We start from the raw sequence: 18,361 nt of genomic DNA on the forward strand, positions 1-18,361 counted from the left end.
GTCAGCGACCCTCTGCCCGGTCGACGGCCGGAACGGGGGGCGCTCCAGAGGGTGGTCGGGTGCCGGGGGCGGGGTGGTGCGGGACGTCGGGGCGCGACGGCGGTCGGGCGCCGGGGGCGAGGGGGGCCGGGGCCTCGGGGGCCGAGGGTGGTCGGGGTCCGGACCGGGGAGGTGGCGCGGCTTCGGGAGCCGGGCGGCGGGCCGGGGCGGGGGCGGGCGTGGGGGGTGAGGGCGTGGGGGGTGAGGGGAGCCACGCCGCCGAGCCGAGGCGGGTGGTGGCCCAGTCGCGCCAGGTGCGCAGGACGTCGTCGCCCCCCTGGCCGTCATAGGCCGCGCGGAACAGACGGGCACCCCAGTCGAAGCGTTCGACACGGTCCGCGGCCTCGACGCCCCAGTCCAGCAGCAGGCGGCGTTCCGAGCGGGCGGCCAGGGTGGGCAGCCGGGCCTCCACGCGGGGGAAGAGGTCGAGCAGGGGGCCGGCGGGGCCGCCGCCGAGGCGGTCGGTGAGGGCGCGGGCGAGGGCGAGACGCAGCTGCTGCGGTCCCTTGCCGACGGCGCCGGCGGTCGCCAGCAGATGCCGGGCCTCGGGGATCTCGCCGGCCAGGAGGAGTTCCCAGGCCGCTTCGAGGGGGTGGCCCCGCTCCTGCCAGCAGCGGGCGGCGAGTTCGGGCCGGCCGAGCAGGCGGTAGCAGCGGGCGGCCTGCTCGGGGTGCCCGGCCTGGCGGTAGGTGCGGGCAGCGTGCTCCAGGTCGCCAGCGCGCTGGTAGGCGTCGGCGGCCGACCATTGCCAGCCGAGGAGGTCGTAGCAGCGGGCGGCCTCGGAGTGCGCCTGGGCCTCGGAGTAGCAGCGCGCGGCCTTGAGCAGCAGCCGCGTGCGCCGGCTCACGACCGCTCCTGCTCACCCGACGCGGAACCCTCGGTCTCCTCGTCCTCGGTCTCCGCGCGCGAGGTCCGCGGTGCGGCCGTGGACCGCGGGTCGTGCCGCCACAGCGGCGGTTCCTCGAGCGGTGAGACCTCCTCGACGTCGGGCCGGCGGGCCAGGAGCCGCCCGAGTTCGGCGCTGATCCGGTCGTGCTCGGCCTCGTGCTCGGGCCCGGAGCCGTCGCCGACGTCGTCCACCTGGAACAACTCGACCTCTCCGGTGTCCGTGTTGAACCGGAACCGCACCCGCACCCGCATCGGTCAGTTCTCCCTTCCGAGGTCGAGCTCGAACTCGATATCGATGCCGTCCTCGGACTCCTCGTGCCGGACCCCGGTCGCGCCGTGCTGCCGGGCGAAGTCGAGCAGCGCCTGCCGGTAGGCGGTGGCCAGCACGCCGTTGACGGCCCGCAGTCCGTCCCGGCCGAGCGTGGCGAGGCGCTGCCGGTTGCGGGTGTCGAGCTCGGCACGTACCCGCTCACGCTCCTCGGCCAGCCGGTCGCGCGCGTCGGCGTGGGCGGCCTGCTGGAGCCGGGACTCCGCCGCCGCGGCGGCGGTCGCGGACTCCTGGTCCGCCTGCATCCGCAGCCGCCCCGCCAGTTCGCGTGCCCGGCGCACCGCGTCCGCCTCGGCCGCCACCTGCGCCTCGCGCTCGGCCACTTCGAGGGTCCGACCGGCGAACCCGTCGGCGTAGTACCGTCCTTCGGCGCTGCCCGTGGCCTCTTCCCGCACCGCACCCCGCAGGGTCTCGGCGGCGTGACCCTCGACGGTCACCGTGTCCTCGAGGCGGGCGGTGACGACGAGTTCGCCGGTGCCGGGGTCGTAGCGGACCCGGCCGTCCGGCAAGGTCAGTACATGGCCGCCGTGTTCCTCGTGCCAGTCCTCGGCCGTGGCGAGCGTGCGCTCGAAGACCAGGCGGGTGGCCCGGCCGAGCGTGCCGCCGAAGGGATGGCGCACCTCCAGCTCGCTGACCACGGAGTCGCTCGCGCCGACGCGGCGTTCCAGGGCGAGTTCCCACGCCTCGACGACTTCCCGGGTGGCCTCGACACGGACCCTGCGCGGATTGCACATCTGGCCGCAGCCCCCCTCATGTCCACAGCGGGGCGTGCCTGAGGCGCGCCCTTCGGTGTGCGTCAGCCCTGGTCCAGCAGTTTCAGAGTCTCGTCAATGATACGCGCGACCTCCCCCTGGGCCTCCTGGTCGCCCGGCACCGCGTGTCTCAACTCCATTCTCAGGGCGTTGAGTTGCCGCAGCACCCGTTCCACCGCGGCGGGCGGTGCGCCGGCGTGGACCTGACGTCCGAGGATCCGGGCCTCGGAGACCAGGCGCCGCGCGGCACGGGCCGGCTCGTCGGGATCCTCGCCCGGCCCGCCGGTACGGCGCCGTACCGCCTCCCGGACCACCGTCGCATGCGACGGGTCGGACCAGAAGTGCTCCAGCGGCCACAGGTCGGCGGGTTCGGCCCGTACCCGCTCGGCCCGCAGCGCGGCGGCCGCCACCAGGCGCAGTCCGCGGACGACCCGGCGGTCCGACAACGTCACGCCCTGTCCGAGGAGTTCGCGGACGAGTTCGGCGTACTCGGGGGTGATCGCGGTGAGATCGGCGTGCGCCAGCTGACGGCCGAGCCGGCCCAGGGCGGCCGGGTCGATCCAGCTGTGCGCCTCACCGTCAGCGGCGCGGCCCGGCGCGGCCCCCTTCGCGAGCAGCTCGTCCAGTCGGTTGCCGGCCACGGGCGGGATCGTCAGCCGCAGCAGGAACCGGTCGGCGAAGGCCAGCAGGGACGGGTCCTGCGGCAGGCTGTTGGCGGCGCCGACGAGGGTGATGAGCGGGACGGACTCGATGTCGTGGCCGTTGTGGAAGACCCGCTCGTTCATCACCGTCAGCAGGGTGTTGAGGATCGGGCTGCCGCTCTGGAAGATCTCGTCGAGGAACGCGATCCGCGCCGTCGGCAGCATGCCCTCGGTACGGAACCGGTACTGGGCGCCGGCCTGGAAGGCAGCGACGTCCATCGGCCCGAACAGCTCGGCCGGCTCGGTGAACCGGGTCAGCAGCCGGACGAAGGGGCGGCCCCCCAGACCCGCGGCGAACCGGCTGACCAGGTCCGTCTTGCCGGTGCCGGGCGGGCCGAGCAGCAGCACGTGCTCATGCGCGATCACCGCGACCTCCAGCAGGTCCAGGGCGAGCCGCCGCCCCACGAAGTGCTGCTCCACGCTGCGCCCGAGCGCCTTGAGCCGCCGCACGGCGGACAGGTCCTCCTCGCTCCACGCGGGGGCGGGGGTGGTGGTCATGGGCCCTCCGGGGGCGCGGTGATGGGGGTGGTGGTCATGGGCGCTCCGGGGGTGTGGCGGTGGTGATCACGGGCCCTCCGGGCGTGTGGGGGTGGTGGTCATGGGCCCTCCGGGGGGAGCGTGGCGGCGGGGGCGGGGCCATGGGCCCGCCGGGAGTGCGGGGGGCGGAGCTGCCCCGGGTGTGGCACCGGGGCCGGGGCATGCGCCCCCGGGTGCGGCGGCGGGGCGGAGGCATCGGCCCTTCGGGAGTGCTGCGGCGCGGTCATCGGCGCTCCGAGATCATTTCCAGGCGTCCCTGCTGGAGCCGGCCCACCAGCCAGCCCAGGCGGCGCGCGTCCGGTTCGATGCCGTGCATGTGCCGGCCGACGAACGCGTCCCGCATCAGCGAGCGCAGCTCGTCGCCGTTGCGGCCCGCGGTGGCGTCGGCCATCAGCTCCAGCACCTCGTCGTCCAGGCAGATGTGGTAGCGCTGGGCGTGGTGGCGCAGGATCGCGCGGCGGGCCGACACGTCGGGCAGCGAGATGGCGATCGAGCGGAAGCGGCTCGGCCGCAGCAGCGCCTTGTCGATGATGTCGATGCGGTTGGTGGTGCCGACCACCAGCATCGGCACCTCGGGCCGGAAGCCGTCCATCTCGGTGAGGATCTGCGCGACCACGCTGTTGCCGGCCCGGGTGCCGCCGTCCGGGCGGCTGCTGCGCTCCATGGTGATCGCGTCGATCTCGTCGAAGACGATCACGGAGGGTGCGCTGCGTCGCGCGGAGGCGAAGATTTCGCGGACCTTGCGCTCGCTCTCGCCGACGTACATGTCGGTGACCTCGGGCCCCGACACCACCTGGATGGTGGCGTTCATGCCGTTGGCGATGGCCTTGGCGAACAGGGTCTTTCCGGTGCCGGGCGGACCGTAGAAGATGATGCCGCGGGGCACCAGTTCGGAGCGCACCTCCTCCATGTCGTCGGGGAGGCTCTGGGCGCCGCTGATGATGGCCAGCGTCCGCGCGATCTCCGCCTTGACCTCCTCGTAGCCGCCGATGTCGTCCAGCGTCACGTTCGGCACCTCGAAGTGCGAGGACTGCTGAGCCTTGAAGGTCAGCAGGGTCGACCGCAGGTCGTGGTGCGTGGCGCGGTCCCGCAGATCGCGGTGCCGCTCGTGGGCGTACCGCATGGCCTGCCGCAGCCGTACGGGGTTCATGCCGGCGACGTGCTTGTAGAACTCGCGCGGATCGAACCCCACGAAGGTCTCGGCCTCCTCCCGGGTGACCAGCGCGACGCCCAGCGGGGTCGCCGCGTGCTCCGGTGCGTCGATCTTCGGCGGCAGTCCGCTGAGAGTCATCCGGGAGCTGAACCGTTCGGCCAGTACCGGCGGGAGTTCCAGGGTCGGGTCGGCGAAGGCGAGGACCAGCTGGTCCGGGAAGGCGTACAGCAGCTCGACCAGCTCGCGGGCCTCGGCGTGGCGGCCGAGGTCGGCGCTGCCGGCCAGCAGGTCCAGATGGGTCAGGACGATGACGTCGCCCTCCTTCAACTCCTCCAGCTGGACGCGGAGTCGGGCCAGCCGGCGCTGGCGGGTGTTCATCGACGCGGCGGACATGTCCGCGACCGGATCGTCGGAGGGGCGGCCACCGCGTCCGCCGCCGGGGCCCCCGCCGCTGCCGCCGTCCTCGGCCGAGTCGTCGTCCAGGCGGATGCCGCGGCATCCGGCGAGCGTGACCATCTCCTCCCACAGGTGGGTCACGACCAGCTTCTCGCTGATGACGAGGACGGGCAGGCCGCTGCGCAGCAGGGAGGCGACCGCCTCGATCTGCGGGTAGTAGGCGAGGCGGACGGCCTCGGCGTCGGTGATCCGCTCCGGGTGGCCGGCGGGTCCAGGGGTGACGGGGGACTCGACACCGGTGGCTGAGGGCTGCTCACCGGCGGCCGGGGGGTGCGCGCCGGCGGTCTCGGGTGCCGGCTCGTCCTTGACGAGCGACCGCACCCCGGGCGGCGCGAACAGGGGTGTGCCCGGGGCGAGTTCGCTCCGCAGCCGGATGTCGGCGCCGAACTCCGACCAGGGCCGCTCCAGCAGTTCCGCGTCGAGCGGGTCGAGCAGCCACACCTCGCAGGAGGCCAGGACCTCCCGCAGGGTCCGGTCGCCCGCGGCACCGAGCAGGTCCATCCGGTCGCCGTGGTCGGCGGTGGCCAGGCGCAGGGGTCGGGTCATCGGTCCACCACCTCGCGCAGTCCCTCGAACTCCCGCGCCCGTCCGTAGACGCGGTGCAGCGACACGCCCATGCGGTACCCCCGGAGCATCCTGCGGTGGCGCAACTCCTCGGGGTGGCGGGCGGCGAGGACGGCCAGGGGTTCCCACCAGTCGAGCATGGCCCGCGCCCACCGGCCGCGGTCGTCGTCCGCGAGCAGCCGCGCCGGGTTGTCGCGCGCCAACTCCCGCAGGTCGTCGGTGCGTCGGTGGTAGTGCTCGCCATGGTGCAGCAGCGCCGTCTCGTACACCTCGTACACGACTGTTCTCTCCCCCGGTGTGAAGCGGAACCCGCGCAGCAGCGCCGCCCGGTGGCGGGCGGTCTCCGGTGCGGACGGTGGTGCGGCGAGGGCCGCGACCGCGGTGCGCCGCCCTTCCGCGTTGTCGAGGAACCGGTCGAGCAACTGTCCGCAGCGCTCCCGCAGGTCCGGCGGGGGATGGTCGAAGAGAGCGGTGACGGGGGAGGCGCGCAGCAACTCCGTGCGCAGCCCGGGGTCGACCGGGGTCGCCGACAGGGCTCGCCCGACCAGCCCATGACGGCACATCAGATCCCGTACGGTGCCCGAACCGCTCACCCCGAACAGGACTTGGCGGGCGGTCGCCGGGTCGTCCCTCAGAGCCAGTGCGGCGGCGATCATCAGCGGCTCCAGGCCGGTCGGCCCGCGGTCACCGAGCGGCGGGTCGGACAGGTGCAGCCGGGCGGCGGTGATCCGGGCCAGCCGCTCCAGCAGGGCGACGGGATCGTCCGCGGTGCCGTGCGGCCGGGCCGAGGTGGTCGGGGGCGGTGCCGGTAGGCCGCCGGGCGCCGGCTCAGTGATGGCCCAGTGAAGGATGCGTACTACGGCGTTCGTCAGCGTCGTCATCGAGGTTCCGGATCGGGCAGGGGGCCATCCAGTCGTCGGAGGAGGCGTAGCAGGTGAGGATCCGCCGCCGCGCCGTGATGTTGATGAGGGCGGCCACCTGCCAGGGGCGCCGGAAGGTGTCCCGGTGCAGGTCGACGTCGGTGCGGGAGAGGCCGATGGTGCGCTCGGTCTGGAACAGGTGCGTGTGGTACCAGCCGACGAGCTGCCGGTCGCCGAGGGTCCGGTTCATCGCCCCGAACGAGTCACCGGTGAACGTGAAGTGCGTCAGCGAGGCCCCCGAGTGCTCGGCCGGGAGCACCTCGTCGACGATCACCGCGTGCAGTTTCGGGGCGTCCGTCCGACGGAAGGCCCGCCCTATGAGGAACCCGCCCTCCTCGATCTCGGTCGACAGCTCCATCTCCATCAGCCGCCGTCGCACCCCGGTACCGAGCAGCACGGTCACCGGGGCCTCGGTGTCGGTGAGTTCGACCCCGTACTCCGCCAGGTCCAGCAGCGGGATCTGGGGCTCGGCCGCCGGACGGATGCCGAACGCCAGCCGGGTGGAGCGGGAGACGTCGATGTCGTCCGTGCCGTCCACCACCGGGGGCAGCCGCTGGGCCGACGTCCCGCCCTCGGACGCGTCCTCGGGCGAGGGCAGGCCCGCGATGCGGAACGCCCAGTGGCGCTCCTCGGGGGCGATCTCGCGGGCCAGCCGGGCGAGGATCGGGCCGACGAGACCGTTCACCGAGTAGGGCTTCTGGTGGACCACCCGGCCGTCCATCCGGATGGCGACATGGATGTATCCGAAGTCGGCCCGGAGGTTGGTGAGGTGCAGGTCTCCGTGGTAGGCGTCGGGGCCGGGGTCGTTGCGCAGCATCAGGGTGAAGCGGGGGCGGCCCCCGAACGGTGCCGTCTCCGCCTCGAAGGCCGGCTTGAGCAGCGCGATCAGCGGTTCGGTGTGCACCAACTGCCGTGCCTCGCCGCGGAAGAGCTCGACGTCAAGTGCCATCCGCCACCCCGTCCGTGGGCCGTATGCGCAAGGCGCCCACGCGCGGCGCGCCGTCGTCGGGAGGCGGGGCCGCCACCGGCGGCTTGCCCCCGAGGGCCTCGATCATGGCCGCGCCCTCCTCGGTCAGGGCCCAGTACGCCGCGACGGGGTTGAAGCTGTCCGTGATCTCGTAGTTACGATACCCAGCCATGTCCACGAGCATCTGGCACAGCTGACCGAAGTCGAGGGCGGGCCGCCAGGAGTGGGCCAGCACGCCGAGGCACACCGCTCCTTCGGCCTGGGGGTACTGCGGATCGGGTCCCTTGATGTTCGGGTGGAAGATCGGGCTCAGCCAGAAGACGGCCGGGGCGACCAGCGGGAAGTCCGGGCCCAGCAGGATCAGCGCGTTGTGCTTCTCCTGACGCTCCGGACGCGGCAGGGTGTGCGCGCTGTGCTGGTCCGGCAGCCGCAGGCCGGGTCCCTTGAAGCGGATCTCGTAGTCGGTGGGGAACTCCGGGTCGTCGGTGTCGACGATCTCGAAGTCCGTGTGCTGGTCCGCGTAGCGGTACATCTCCTCGCGGACCCGGATGATCGCCTGCATCCGCAACTGGGCGTTGCCCGCGGTCGCTTCGGGATAGACGTTGAGGGTCTCCCCCTCACGGACCCCGGCGTCGTGCAGGGACTGCGCCGGGTCCAGGCGGTGGAAGCTGCCGTCCGACTGCTGGTGGTCGACGACCGTGCGCGGGCGACGGCCCATCCGGCCCTCGTAGTGGGCCAGTACGGCCGCGGCGATGTCCCGCACCGGCGTGATCGACGGTACGCCCGCCAGGTCGTACGGCTGCTGGTCGGGGCCGTTGACCCGGAGCGCCTCCAGCAGATACGGGCGGTGGTCGTACACCTCCTGGAGTATCTCCAGGTCCGGCGGGGCGCCGGTGGCGACCAAGTCGGCGCGCAGTCCGTCTATCTGGCTGTCCGTCAGCTCTGCGGTCAGGGACATCGCGATCTGTCCCACCTGGGCGTCCTCGCCCTGGCTGACGAAGAACAGCTCGGCGCGCGGGTCGAGGTCGCGCACCTCGTCGATGAAGTCCGCGTGGTGGGTGCTGCACACGAAGACCAGTGTGGGATAGGCCTCCGGGCCCGGCTCCGCGTGAGGCACCGGGCCGGAGCGCGGTGCGTGGACTTCGGCGCGGTGCGGCGCCGGTGGCGCGGTGACCGGCTCCAGCGCCTCGACCGAGGCACTGAACAGGGTGTTGCCCGGGTACTCGTTGTGCACCGCGCGGGCCAGCAGGGCCTCGCCGTCCACGAGCACCCCGGCGTCGATCAGCCGGCGCGCCTCGGACCAGTAGACCCGGGCGGTCGCGTCCACCGACGGCAGCCGGGCCTCGGGGAAGCCGATGGTCCGCAGGATGATCTCGCCCTCCCGGGGGTTGATCACCCGCTCCAGCTCGTTGTACAGCTCGTCCCTCACCGGACCCCCTCCGTCGTCACCCGGCGTCCCCGCGCCGACTCACCTGGCCGCTCACCGGATTCGGGCGCCGGCTCGGCCAAGTCGCCGCGCGGCGCGCCCTCGTCACCGGCCCACCCCGCCAACTCGACATACCGCAGCCCCGATCCGTCCCGCCGGGCCACGGGCAGTACCTCGCGTGGCGCCACCCCCAGTGCGCTCAGCCGCGCCGAGGCAGGCGCGGACCGCAGCCGGGACGTGATGGCGGGCACCGCCGCCCGCCGCCGCACCGGCCTGCTGAATCCTGCCCAGGTGAGGGGCTCTTCGTGCATGCCGACATGGCTCAACAGCCGTTCCACCGTGGCGTCCTGGCCGAGGGGCAGCACCGGGACGTCGTCGGGAAGCCGCTCGTGCAGCGGGCACTCGGGCTCGGGGTGCCCGCGCGGCGCGGTCCCGGACAGGGGGACGGCGAGGCCGGCGGCGTCGATCCGCAGCGGCGCCTCCGGTACGGACAGCCCCAGTAGCAGTCGTACGGCGAAGTTCGCCAGCCAGGCGCCGACCAGCGCGGACACCGGGGCGGAGGCGCCCACCGCGTCGGTCGGACCGGGCGCGGCGCACGACCAGGGGTCGTCCCGTACCGCCCGCTCGGCCGGGTTCAGGCCGCACGCCCAGCAGCGGCCGCCCGGTGGCCACCAGGAGACCTCACCGCCCCACACGTGGGTACCGCCGTCGAGCATTCCCGTCCCGGCGAGCGTGCACCGCCCGGCGAGCGAGATCCGGGCCGCCCGGCTGTCCAGCGCGCTCACCACCAGGGCCGCGTCGCGCAGTTCGGCCAGTCCGGCACCCGAGACATGGGGCGCCTCACGCGCCTCCACCGTCGTGCCGGGGGCGAGGTCGGACAGCGCCTGGGCGAGCACCCGCGCCTTGGGCCGGCCCACGTCCGCGGGACGGAACAGCGGACAGCGGCTGAGGTTGCTGACGGCGACCGTGTCCGGGTCGCACACCACCAGGCGGCCGAGGCCGGCCAGGGCGAGCGTCTGGGCCACCGTGTTGCCCAGGGCGCCCGCCCCCGCCAGCACGACGGTCGCCCCGGCGAGCCGCCGCTGGTCCCAGCCGGGGATCAGGGCATGCCGCTCGAACCGGTCCTCGCCGGAGGGGAGTTGCGCAGAGTCGGCCGGCGGTCGCTGAGCTTGTCGGGGCGCCGGGTGCCGTGCGGTCCCGTCCGCTGGGGGCTCCTCGTCCCCGGCCGCCTGTCGCCCCGCGTCCCCGGTAGCCGCCGCTCGCCCCTCCGCCCCGTTCACCGGCTGTCCCGCAGGGAGTTGAGCATCAGGCAGGGCACTCCCGGATGCTGGGCCCTCCAGTCGTCGTAGCAGACCAGGCCGTGGTCGGGGTCGCGGTGGACGGCGCTGGCGCAGGTCGGGGCGTGCGGTGAGCAGGTGCAGTGGATGACCACCTCGTCGGGGCGGAAGGTGTGGCCGCAGACCCAGCACCGGTGGCGGGTGGGTGCGCCGTCGCCCGGGGTGGGGTGCAGCCGCAGCAAGGGGTGGTCGCGGTACAGCCGTACCGTGCACAGCTCCGGCGGTGGCGGGTTGGCCTCGTCGAGCCCCGCGTGGAACTGCGCGGCCGTCGCGGAGGACTGGTCGAGGGCCTCGGGGTTGAGGCAGTCCAGGAGCCGGCTGCGGTGCTTGAGCACCACCCCGGGATCGCTCTCCGTGCGCTTCTCGGCCCGCTCGATGGAGATCTGCTCGCCGAGGCGGAAGGAGTGGTGGCAGACAGGGCAGGTGGTGCCGGCCGAACCGAGCTTGCGCAGCAACTGCGAGGTGACGACGGTGACCTCCGCGCCCGGCTCGTCGTACCGGTCGGCCAGGGCCTCGGAGTCGCGGCGCCCGCCCGCCTGGCCGAGCAGGAAGGCGTACGCGGCCTCGCTCGGGCCGTCGGCGGTCGCCGCCCCGGTCTCCGCACGTTCCCGTTCCTGGCTGCGGCGGCGCCGCTCGGCCACGTTCACGCCCCGCGGGACGTGCACGCTGATGGTGCGGGGCCGCGGGTCCGTCATACCGTGTCGCCCTCCCGGGTGCGCACCAGGCGCCGCAGGTCCGGCAGTCCGCGCGGGCCCAGACCGGCGGCCGCCCGGCCCCGGTCGAACGCGCCCTGCCAGGACGCGCCGAGGGCGAGCGCCGCGTAGTAGCCCCGGCAGAAGGCCAGCGCGTCCTGGTCGGCGAGCCGTTCGGGGGAGCCGATGACCTCCTGCGCGTGTGCGCCGAGCACTTCTCCGTAGCGGCCGAGATGGCAGGCGTTGAGGACGACGACGGTCACTCCGCCCACGGCCTCGAGGACCGCGGCGAGGGCCTCGGCGGCGACCGGGGCGACCGAGCCGTCGTCCTCCTCCAGCAGCAGATGGCCGCTCGGGGCGCCGTGCCCGCCGAAGTGCAGGACGTCCGGCTTGTGTTCGGTGAGCGCCGGGACCACGTCCTGCCGGCGGGTCGCCGCCGACAGCCGGATGTCGAGGGTGCGTTCGCGGCCGCGCAGGGCCGCCTCGGTGATCGTGCGGTGTTCCTGGCGCAGTTGGAGTCTCGACGCCTCCTTCGGCCCCGCGAGCAGGCACAGCACGGTCAGTTCGGCCGGCGGGGCACCGGGCTCGGAACCCGCCGGGCGCAGCGCCGGGTTGCCCGGATAGTCCCGCGCCGCCTCCGCGAGCAGGTCCTCCAGGGTGAAGCGGAACGCCCCGTGCTCGATCCTCCGGCAGACCTCGAACCAGGTGTTGAGCGGGGACTGCGCGCCCCCGAAGTGCGGCAGCCGCGCCGGGTCGGCGCCGAGGCGGTACAGGAGCTGCTGGGCCTCGACGGGATCGGCGTAGAGCGTGGCGACGGTACGCAGCACCCCGTCGCGGTACAGCTGTCCGGCCGTCAGTGCCGCCACGAGCGCCCCCTTACTCGTCGTTCCTCGACTGTACCGGCCCGACCCGATCTCCGACTGGGCTTCCCCCAACAGGAGTTGATCAACCGTCAGAGCGGTGCGCGCGGCGAGTGCACTCCTTCAGATGCTCTGCCTGAAGCGGGGCCCGACCGGGCAGCGTTCTGTGATAGTTGGTCTTCGGCTCGGTCTACGGGGAGGAGACACGGGGGTGGTGGAGTTCCGGGGGCGACGGCCCGGCTCCGGAGACGGAGAAGAGGTGGTCTTCGCCCTTGAGGCGGAGACGGGGGAACGTGCCCGGTTCGAGCTGCCTCCCTACCGGGTGCGCCGCTACCGCCGGATGCCCGGTCGGCATCCGGTCATGGTGCAGGAGGCGGTGGGCTCCGAGGCCGAGCGGCAGATGCGACGGCACGTCGAACTCTTCGGCAGCGTCCTCGACTTCCACGGCCCGCACGTGCCCCGGCAGCTCGCGCGCGTCCTCGCCCACTCCTGCGCCGACCCGCAGCAACCGCACCGTCTGCTGCTGGACTGCCGCGGCGAACGCCTCGCCGACCTCGACTCCCCGGACCGGCTGCACGGGCCCCGGCTGCGCGCGGTCGTCCAGGACCTCTTCGAGGCCGTCGCCGCCCTGCACAAGGCCCGGCTCGTGCACGGCCGGATCAGCCCCGAGCACCTGTGGTGGGACGAGGCCGAGGGACTCCAGCTCGCCGGTCTGGAGGGCGCGGTGTACGCCACCGAGCCGCTGCCCGACCGGCCCGCGACCCAGTGGGACGCCCCCGGTTTTCGGCCCGGCGTCCTCGCCGCCGCCGACCAGGACGTGCTCAGCGCCGCCCTGGTGGCGTTCTGGATGGCCACCGGCGAGACGCTGCCGCGCGGCGCCTCCGCCGGATACCTGCACAGCCTCGTCGGGCAGGGGCACGAGGACTGGCTCCAGGACCTGATCCGCGCGGCGTTCCCGCTGGGTTCCGCGGTGTCGCCGCCCGCCCGTGAGCTGGCCCGCCGGCTCGCCGAGGGCGCCGCCCCGCGGGGCCTGCTGGAGCGGCCCCTCGCGGAACGCGAGCGGGAGCGCGTCCGGCGCGGCCGCGAGGAGTTCCGCGCGCTGCGCTCCCGGCAGCACGCCGGCGCCGGGAGCCTGCGCGCGAGACGGTCCGTCGCCGTCGTACGACCGGCACGGTGGTGGCTCAGGACCGCGCGGCGCCTGCGCATCCTGCCCGACCGTCCGCTGCACGGCCTCGACGCCGTCGAATGCCCCATGTGCCTGCGGGCGTTGAACTGGCAGACCGCCGAGCGGGTCGTCCTCGACGCGTCCGGCGACATGGTGCCCGAGGCGGACCTGCGCCTGCACTCGGACGCCGAGCGGGACGCCCAGCTCGCCCGCACCTACGTGGTGTGTCCGGGCAACGACGACGTCCCCCGCCACGAACTGCCCGACCGCTACCCGATGTTCGGCACCGAACCGGTGCGCATCGGACTCGTCGGCGCCTCCTCCACCGGCAAGTCCCATCTGCTCGCCGCGATCATCGACCAGGCGCGCAGGACCACCGTCATGCGGCACTACGGACTGCGCGTGGAAGCACTCGACCCGCAGCGCTACCACCACTACCTCAACGAGGTCGTCGCACCCTTCGTCGACCGCCGCGAGGAGCTGCGGGCCACCCCCGACCGGCCCGACCTGCGCTACGCCACCGGCCTCGTCGTCACGGACGAGCACTCCGGCAGATCGCACAGCGTGATCTTCTTCGACGTGGCCGGCGGCCGGCTCGAACGCCCCGGCCGCGAGGCGGACTTCCTCAACCGGCTCAGCGCCCTGCTGTGCGTCGTCGACCCCACCCGTATCCCCGGACTGACCTCGCGGAACGGGACCACCGGACGCGACCCGGCGTTCGAGTACGTACGCCAGCGGCTGCGCCAGCAGGCCGACCCGGCCGTCCCGCTGCTGTCGGTGCCGTGCGCGCTGGTCGTGACCAAGAGCGATCTGCTGCGCTTTCGCGGCTACCGCGAGATCGACGACTGGCTGCACGAGAAGCCGGAGGCCGAGAGCGACTTGAGCACCGTCGAGCAGGAGAGCGAGGACGTGTACGCCTTCCTCGCCGCCCGCGGCGGCGGCGACTGGCTCCAGCTCCCCGGCGAGTGCCAGGGCTCCACCCTGCACCTCGCCTCCGCCACCGGAACCGGCCCCCGCGAGCAGGGCGACCAAACGGCGGCCCGCCGCTTCGACGAGGCGCTCTTCCGTCAACACCGGGTGCTGCGCCCGCTGTTGGCGCTGTTCGCGATGAAGGGCGTCATGACCGGACCGGCGGCGGACGCCCTTCTGCGCGCGGGAGGCCCCCGCACATGAACCCGCCCGCCCCCGGCGGCCCGCGCGCCGACATCACCGTCTACCGCTGGTCCGAGCGCTCCCTGACCGGACGCGGCGACGTCGGCCCCGTCGCCACCTCCCTCGACCGCGAGGCGCTGCTGCGCTGGAACAGCCGTATCGAGAACATGGTGTGGGCCACCCAGGACCACCCCGGCGACACCACCCCCGGCTTCGTCTACCTGCGCCACGGCCCCGAGGCGGCCGTCCTGCGCAAACTCCCGGTCCGCGACCCGCACGGCCGCGCCGGCTCCACCCTCACCCACGTCCTGACCGGCCCCGCCACCGGCATCGACCTCCACCTCGCCCTCGCCGTGTGCCGCAGCGACTGGGACGACTGGCTGCCCCCGCAGATCCGCCAGAGCGCCCTCCTCGACGGCCCCTCGCGCGCGACACCCCCGGAGAAACCGCAGCGCGTCCCGCTGGACCTGCTGCGCCGGCTGCTCCTGGAGGAGAAGCGGCTCCTCGACGCCCTCGACACGGCGGCCGCCGACCTCCCCGACGAGCTTCTCCTCCGGCTCGCCGAGGCACTGATGGAGGAGCCCGGGGCACCCCTGACCGTGCTCGGCGCGCCCGTCGACGGCGAGGTCGTCGTCCACGCCCTGGCGGCACTGCTGGGCCGGGTCGTCGCGAGCCACTGGAGCTTCGCCACCCGCGAGGAGAACGACGGGGCCAAGGAGCTGCCGCAGTTCGTCTTCCTACGACGCGACAGCGCCGGCACCCTCCAGCCGGACCGGCGCCGCATCGACGCCGAGGCCGCCCCGGGACCCGCCGGGCCACTGCGCGACCAGGCCGCCCGGCTGGTCGCCTTCCGGCGGCGCCGCGGCGAGGACGGGCTGGCCCGGCTGGCGCCCGCGCAACCGCTGGGCAGCTCCGCGCAGATCCGCGAGTGGGCCGCGGGGCACCAGGTGGCCCCCGGCCTGATGAGCGACGTCACGAGTCTGCTGGAGGCCGCCCCGGACGGCGATCTGACGCAGAAGGAGGCCGCCTATCTGCGCAGCCCCGCCTCGCTGCCCCGGGTGCAGCTGGAACTGGACCGGATGACCGAGGGCCGGCTGGCCCGTCTCGTGGCCCTGTGGCGCCCGGACACCCTCGAACTGGAGCCCTACCGGCATCTCCGGCCCGAGATCCACACCCGGGCCCTGCACCGCTGCCTCGACAGCGCGGCCGACGGCGTCCCCGACCTGGTGCGCGAGCTGGCCGTGCGGCCGCCCGAGGACCGGGTGGCGCTGCGCGTCCTGCACGAGCGGATGGAGCGTGCCGCACACCGCCGGACCAGCTTCGACGTGCTGCCCCTGCTGCGCACCGCCCGGGAGATCGGCGTCTCCGGGGCCGCGCTGGACCACATGATGAAGGTGATGGTGGAGCGCTTCGCCATGGCCGACCTGCTGAGCGAGATCGACCGCGTCAGCCGCGTCGCACCGGACCAGGCCCGCACCCTCCTGGAGCACTCCACCCGGCGCCGCGACGCCGGACGCGAACGCCGCGACCCCTTCGACATGCTGCGCCGCACCGGGTTCCTCGCGGCGGCCGTGGACCGGATGGCACCCCAGGACCCCTGGCAGGCGGTGCGCCTGTACCGGCTCGTGCTGCTGTGCGCGGTGGGGGAGTCGCCCGGTCAGCGCGAGGTGCTGGAGGTCCTGGACGCCGCGGGCCGCACCCCTTCGCCGTATCTGCTCCAGGCGCTCGCGGACAGCTGCCGCCGCGGCCGGGCGCAGGACACCGTGTTCGCCGCCGTGGTCCAGCAGTACTTCCGCGAGCACCTGCCCGCTCGGCCGGACGACGGACCCGGCCGTGGGCCGGCCCGCCGCGACCCCTGGTCCTGAGGAGAGGTTTTGACCAACAGGAGACCCGCCCGGCGACAGCCCGCACCGCTCGTCGTGAAGCCGGTGCCCCCAGGCCCTCCGTCCAAGCCGGCCGCCCCCGGGCCCTCGCCCACCCTGCGCGCGGCCGCCGACCGGCTGGCGGACCTGGCCGACCAGTGCCCCGAGGACAGCACCGGCCGCACCGTGCTGACCTGGATCGCCGAAGACGCGCGGTCCGGCGGACGCGCCCTGTCCGGCGTCAACCTGCTGCACGCCTACCCGCCCGAGACACTCGTCCCGGACGAACCGCCGCGCGAGCGCGGGCTGATAGCCGTCGTCTCCACTCTGAGGGACGTGGCGGTCTTCCTGCCGATCGTGCTGACCTGGCTCTCCCTGTGGTTCGCCTTCCGGGACTTCGAGGACGCGAAGAAGGGCACCAACTTCCTCACGCTGTGGGCCTCGGGCCTCGGCGGCACCGCCGTCCTGCTCGTCGTCGTCCTCATCGGCGGAGTGGTCCTCGCGACCCTGTGGCTCCAACGCCTTGAATGGGCGGCCGAACGCGACGGCTCCCGCGAACGGCTGCGCGGCCAGATCGCCGGGCAACTGGCCGTCCTCACCATGGAACTCGCCAAGTACGCGGTCCTGGAGGCCCAGGCCGTGCCCGCTGGCCAACTCGTCGGCATCGCACGGGACATCACCCGCAGCACCGCCGAACTCTCCCGCACCCTGTCGGACAGCGCCGACCGGATGGCGAGGATCTTCGAGCCCGGCCCCGAAGGGCGGTTCGTCACCGCGATCGACAAGTGGGTCGAGTCCGCCGCTGAGTTGGGGGCGATGGGTCGCTCCCTGACCGTCCCGCACCAGCTGCTGCGGGACTTCGCCGCGCTGCGCGAGGACCTGCGCGCCGAAGAGGCGGCCACCCGGGAGTCCCTCACCCTTCTCCTCGCCGAGCTGCGCAGGGCCGCCGGCAGCTCCCAGGAGGCCAACCGGGTGCACGCCACCGTGGCCGACGAGGTGTCCGAGACCACCCGCAAGGTCGGCGTGGCCATGCAGCTCCTGAGCGACAACAGCGAGCGGATGTACTCCTACATGGACGCCCTGGAACGGGTGCTCGCCCTCCTCCAGAACGACCGCCCGGGCGGCTTCGCCCCACTGCCGATGTCGAACGCCGACGGCCCCTCGCACGGCGCCCACAACGGCAACGGCCCCCACGGCGTTCAAGGCTGGGGCGCTCAGGGCAGGGGCGCTCACGGCCACGGTCCGGGCGGCGCCGCGGTGGGTGCGCCGCCCCCGTCCGAGTCCTCCCGGCCGGACTCCGCCGACGGCACCCCGCCGCCCCGCCGCCCCGGGGACGACTGGTACGGCGAGGACGGGCAGGGATGAGGCGCCGCCCTTCCGGCGTCGCCCCGCGCCATCTCGCGGGGTGGCTCTTCGCCGACCTGTTCCTGGTGCTGTTCCTCGTCGTCCTCGGCATGACGACGTCCGACGGGCCGGACGAGGCCGCGGGCGCCGGCAAGTTCCCGAGACCGTCGCCGTCGGCATCGGCCAGCTCCCCGTCCCCGTCCCGAACGGCCAAGGGACCCCTGGGACTTGACCCGAAACGGCACACCTTCGCCGTGACCCTGTCCACGGGCGCGACCGGGCGCGCCACCGGCAGGGGAGACCTGAGCGCGGCCGACCGCAAGAAGGTCGTCGCGGCCCTGGACAAGGAGATCCGCGCCAGCGGCGACGGCCGCCGGATCGGCATGGTCATCACCTTCGGCGTCGCGCCCCAGGCACGGCTGGGCGCGGCCACGGACCTCGCCGAGGACGTGAACCGCACACTCAAGTCCGCCCGCCCACAGGCCTTCTGCGGAGGGAACGTGGGCACGCGGCCGTTCTGGTCCGGGGGGTCGGCGGACCGGGTGGAGATCGAGCTGTACTACATCAACGCGTGCGAGGGGCGGGGGTAGGGGAGGGGCAGGGGCAGGGGCAGGGTGCGCGAGGGCTCTGGGCCGAGTTGGACACGGACCCTGCGGCGCGGATGGTGGGATGCCCCCATGAGCCCGATGAGTCCTGCGTCCCGTTCCTGGTCGGAAAGGCGCCGGGCGGTCGGCAGAGCGGCGGCCCGCAGGCTCCTGCTCCTGTGTCAGCCGAGGCGGGGGATTTCGATGGCCGGGCAGTAGTCCATGACCATGTCGAGCCCCGCCGCGCGGGTGCGTTCGTACGCCGCCTCGTCGACGACCCCCAGCTGGAACCAGACCGCCTTGGCGCCCCGGGCCACCGCCTCGTCGGCGACGGCGCCGGCCAGGTCGCTGTTGACGAACACGTCCACGACGTCCACGTCGAAGGGGATGTCCGCGAGGGAGGCGTACCCCTGCTCGCCGTGGACCGTCTCCGCCTTGGGGTGCACGGGCACGATGCGCTTGCCGTACCGCCGCAGCACGTCCGCGACGCCGTAGGCGGCGCGCCGCTGGTTCGAGGACAGGCCCACGATGGCCCAGGTGTCGCCGTGCTCGGTGAGTATCTTGCGGATCGTCGCTGGGTCGCCGTACACGCTCGGTCTCCTCGTGAAGTCCTGTCAGGGGTGGCGTGCGCGAC

16 protein-coding genes are annotated in these 18,361 nt (G+C 74.0%); 4 read left to right on the plus strand and 12 right to left on the minus strand.

Going from position 1 to position 18,361, the window contains the following annotated elements; all coding sequences use genetic code 11:
• Position 1 precedes the first annotated feature (1 nt).
• From ACZ56U_RS26690 to ACZ56U_RS26740, 11 genes are all read right to left on the minus strand, one after another.
• Entirely contained in the window at positions 2 to 886 is an 885-nt protein-coding gene (locus ACZ56U_RS26690; RefSeq protein WP_469086508.1) for a soluble NSF attachment family protein, read from the minus strand.
• Positions 883 to 1,179 carry a hypothetical protein gene (locus tag ACZ56U_RS26695; protein ID WP_469086509.1) on the minus strand — a complete coding sequence of 99 codons (297 nt, stop codon included), beginning with the start codon at positions 1,177 to 1,179 and terminating at the stop codon, positions 883 to 885. Before ACZ56U_RS26695 ends, ACZ56U_RS26690 begins: the two co-directional genes overlap by 4 nt.
• A 3-nt stretch (positions 1,180 to 1,182) precedes the next feature.
• On the minus strand, positions 1,183 to 1,989 hold the full coding sequence (locus tag ACZ56U_RS26700) for a hypothetical protein (protein WP_469086510.1): 807 nt from the start codon (positions 1,987 to 1,989) through the stop codon (positions 1,183 to 1,185).
• A 62-nt stretch (positions 1,990 to 2,051) separates the two neighbouring features.
• Positions 2,052 to 3,206 carry an AAA family ATPase gene (locus ACZ56U_RS26705; RefSeq protein ID WP_469086511.1) on the minus strand — a complete coding sequence of 385 codons (1,155 nt, stop codon included), beginning with the start codon at positions 3,204 to 3,206 and terminating at the stop codon, positions 2,052 to 2,054.
• A gap of 262 nt (positions 3,207 to 3,468) precedes the next feature.
• Positions 3,469 to 5,400 (minus strand): ATP-binding protein, encoded by a 1,932-nt coding sequence (locus ACZ56U_RS26710; protein ID WP_469086512.1) that lies wholly within the window; start codon positions 5,398 to 5,400, stop codon positions 3,469 to 3,471.
• The gene (locus ACZ56U_RS26715) at positions 5,397 to 6,299 is read right to left on the minus strand and encodes a hypothetical protein (RefSeq protein ID WP_469086513.1); all 903 of its coding nucleotides are present in this window, start codon (positions 6,297 to 6,299) and stop codon (positions 5,397 to 5,399) included. The genes ACZ56U_RS26710 and ACZ56U_RS26715 overlap by 4 nt, the downstream gene beginning before the upstream one ends.
• Positions 6,247 to 7,287, minus strand: coding sequence for a JAB N-terminal domain-containing protein (locus ACZ56U_RS26720; RefSeq protein ID WP_469086514.1), 1,041 nt, complete (start codon positions 7,285 to 7,287; stop codon positions 6,247 to 6,249). The genes ACZ56U_RS26715 and ACZ56U_RS26720 overlap by 53 nt, the downstream gene beginning before the upstream one ends.
• The gene (locus ACZ56U_RS26725) at positions 7,277 to 8,734 is read right to left on the minus strand and encodes a ubiquitin-conjugating enzyme E2 (RefSeq protein ID WP_469086515.1); all 1,458 of its coding nucleotides are present in this window, start codon (positions 8,732 to 8,734) and stop codon (positions 7,277 to 7,279) included. The genes ACZ56U_RS26720 and ACZ56U_RS26725 overlap by 11 nt, the downstream gene beginning before the upstream one ends.
• Entirely contained in the window at positions 8,731 to 10,011 is a 1,281-nt protein-coding gene (locus ACZ56U_RS26730) for a HesA/MoeB/ThiF family protein (protein WP_469086516.1), read from the minus strand. The genes ACZ56U_RS26725 and ACZ56U_RS26730 overlap by 4 nt, the downstream gene beginning before the upstream one ends.
• Positions 10,008 to 10,763, minus strand: a complete 756-nt coding sequence (locus ACZ56U_RS26735) for a hypothetical protein (RefSeq protein ID WP_469086517.1) — start codon at positions 10,761 to 10,763, stop codon at positions 10,008 to 10,010. Before ACZ56U_RS26735 ends, ACZ56U_RS26730 begins: the two co-directional genes overlap by 4 nt.
• Positions 10,760 to 11,626: an effector-associated domain EAD1-containing protein gene (locus tag ACZ56U_RS26740; protein ID WP_469086518.1), complete on the minus strand. Its 867-nt coding sequence runs from the start codon at positions 11,624 to 11,626 to the stop codon at positions 10,760 to 10,762. Before ACZ56U_RS26740 ends, ACZ56U_RS26735 begins: the two co-directional genes overlap by 4 nt.
• A gap of 253 nt (positions 11,627 to 11,879) precedes the next feature.
• Between ACZ56U_RS26740 and ACZ56U_RS26745 the strand changes: the two genes are divergently transcribed.
• The 4 genes from ACZ56U_RS26745 to ACZ56U_RS26760 are packed head-to-tail and all read left to right on the plus strand — an operon-like array spanning position 11,880 to position 17,733.
• Complete coding sequence (locus ACZ56U_RS26745) at positions 11,880 to 13,958, plus strand: hypothetical protein (RefSeq protein WP_469086519.1); 2,079 nt, start codon at positions 11,880 to 11,882, stop codon at positions 13,956 to 13,958.
• Entirely contained in the window at positions 13,955 to 15,802 is a 1,848-nt protein-coding gene (locus tag ACZ56U_RS26750) for a hypothetical protein (RefSeq protein WP_469086520.1), read from the plus strand. The genes ACZ56U_RS26745 and ACZ56U_RS26750 overlap by 4 nt, the downstream gene beginning before the upstream one ends.
• Before the next feature lie 9 nt (positions 15,803 to 15,811).
• Positions 15,812 to 17,164: a magnesium transporter CorA family protein gene (locus ACZ56U_RS26755; RefSeq protein WP_469086521.1), complete on the plus strand. Its 1,353-nt coding sequence runs from the start codon at positions 15,812 to 15,814 to the stop codon at positions 17,162 to 17,164.
• Positions 17,161 to 17,733 carry a hypothetical protein gene (locus tag ACZ56U_RS26760; RefSeq protein ID WP_469086522.1) on the plus strand — a complete coding sequence of 191 codons (573 nt, stop codon included), beginning with the start codon at positions 17,161 to 17,163 and terminating at the stop codon, positions 17,731 to 17,733. Before ACZ56U_RS26755 ends, ACZ56U_RS26760 begins: the two co-directional genes overlap by 4 nt.
• A gap of 176 nt (positions 17,734 to 17,909) precedes the next feature.
• Here the strand turns inward: ACZ56U_RS26760 and ACZ56U_RS26765 are convergent, their stop codons facing one another.
• A complete protein-coding gene (locus tag ACZ56U_RS26765; protein WP_391236899.1) occupies positions 17,910 to 18,317 on the minus strand; it encodes a CoA-binding protein in 408 nt (135 codons plus the stop codon).
• Positions 18,318 to 18,361: the final 44 nt, after the last annotated feature.

Source organism: Streptomyces sp. NPDC034103 (assembly GCF_055575395.1).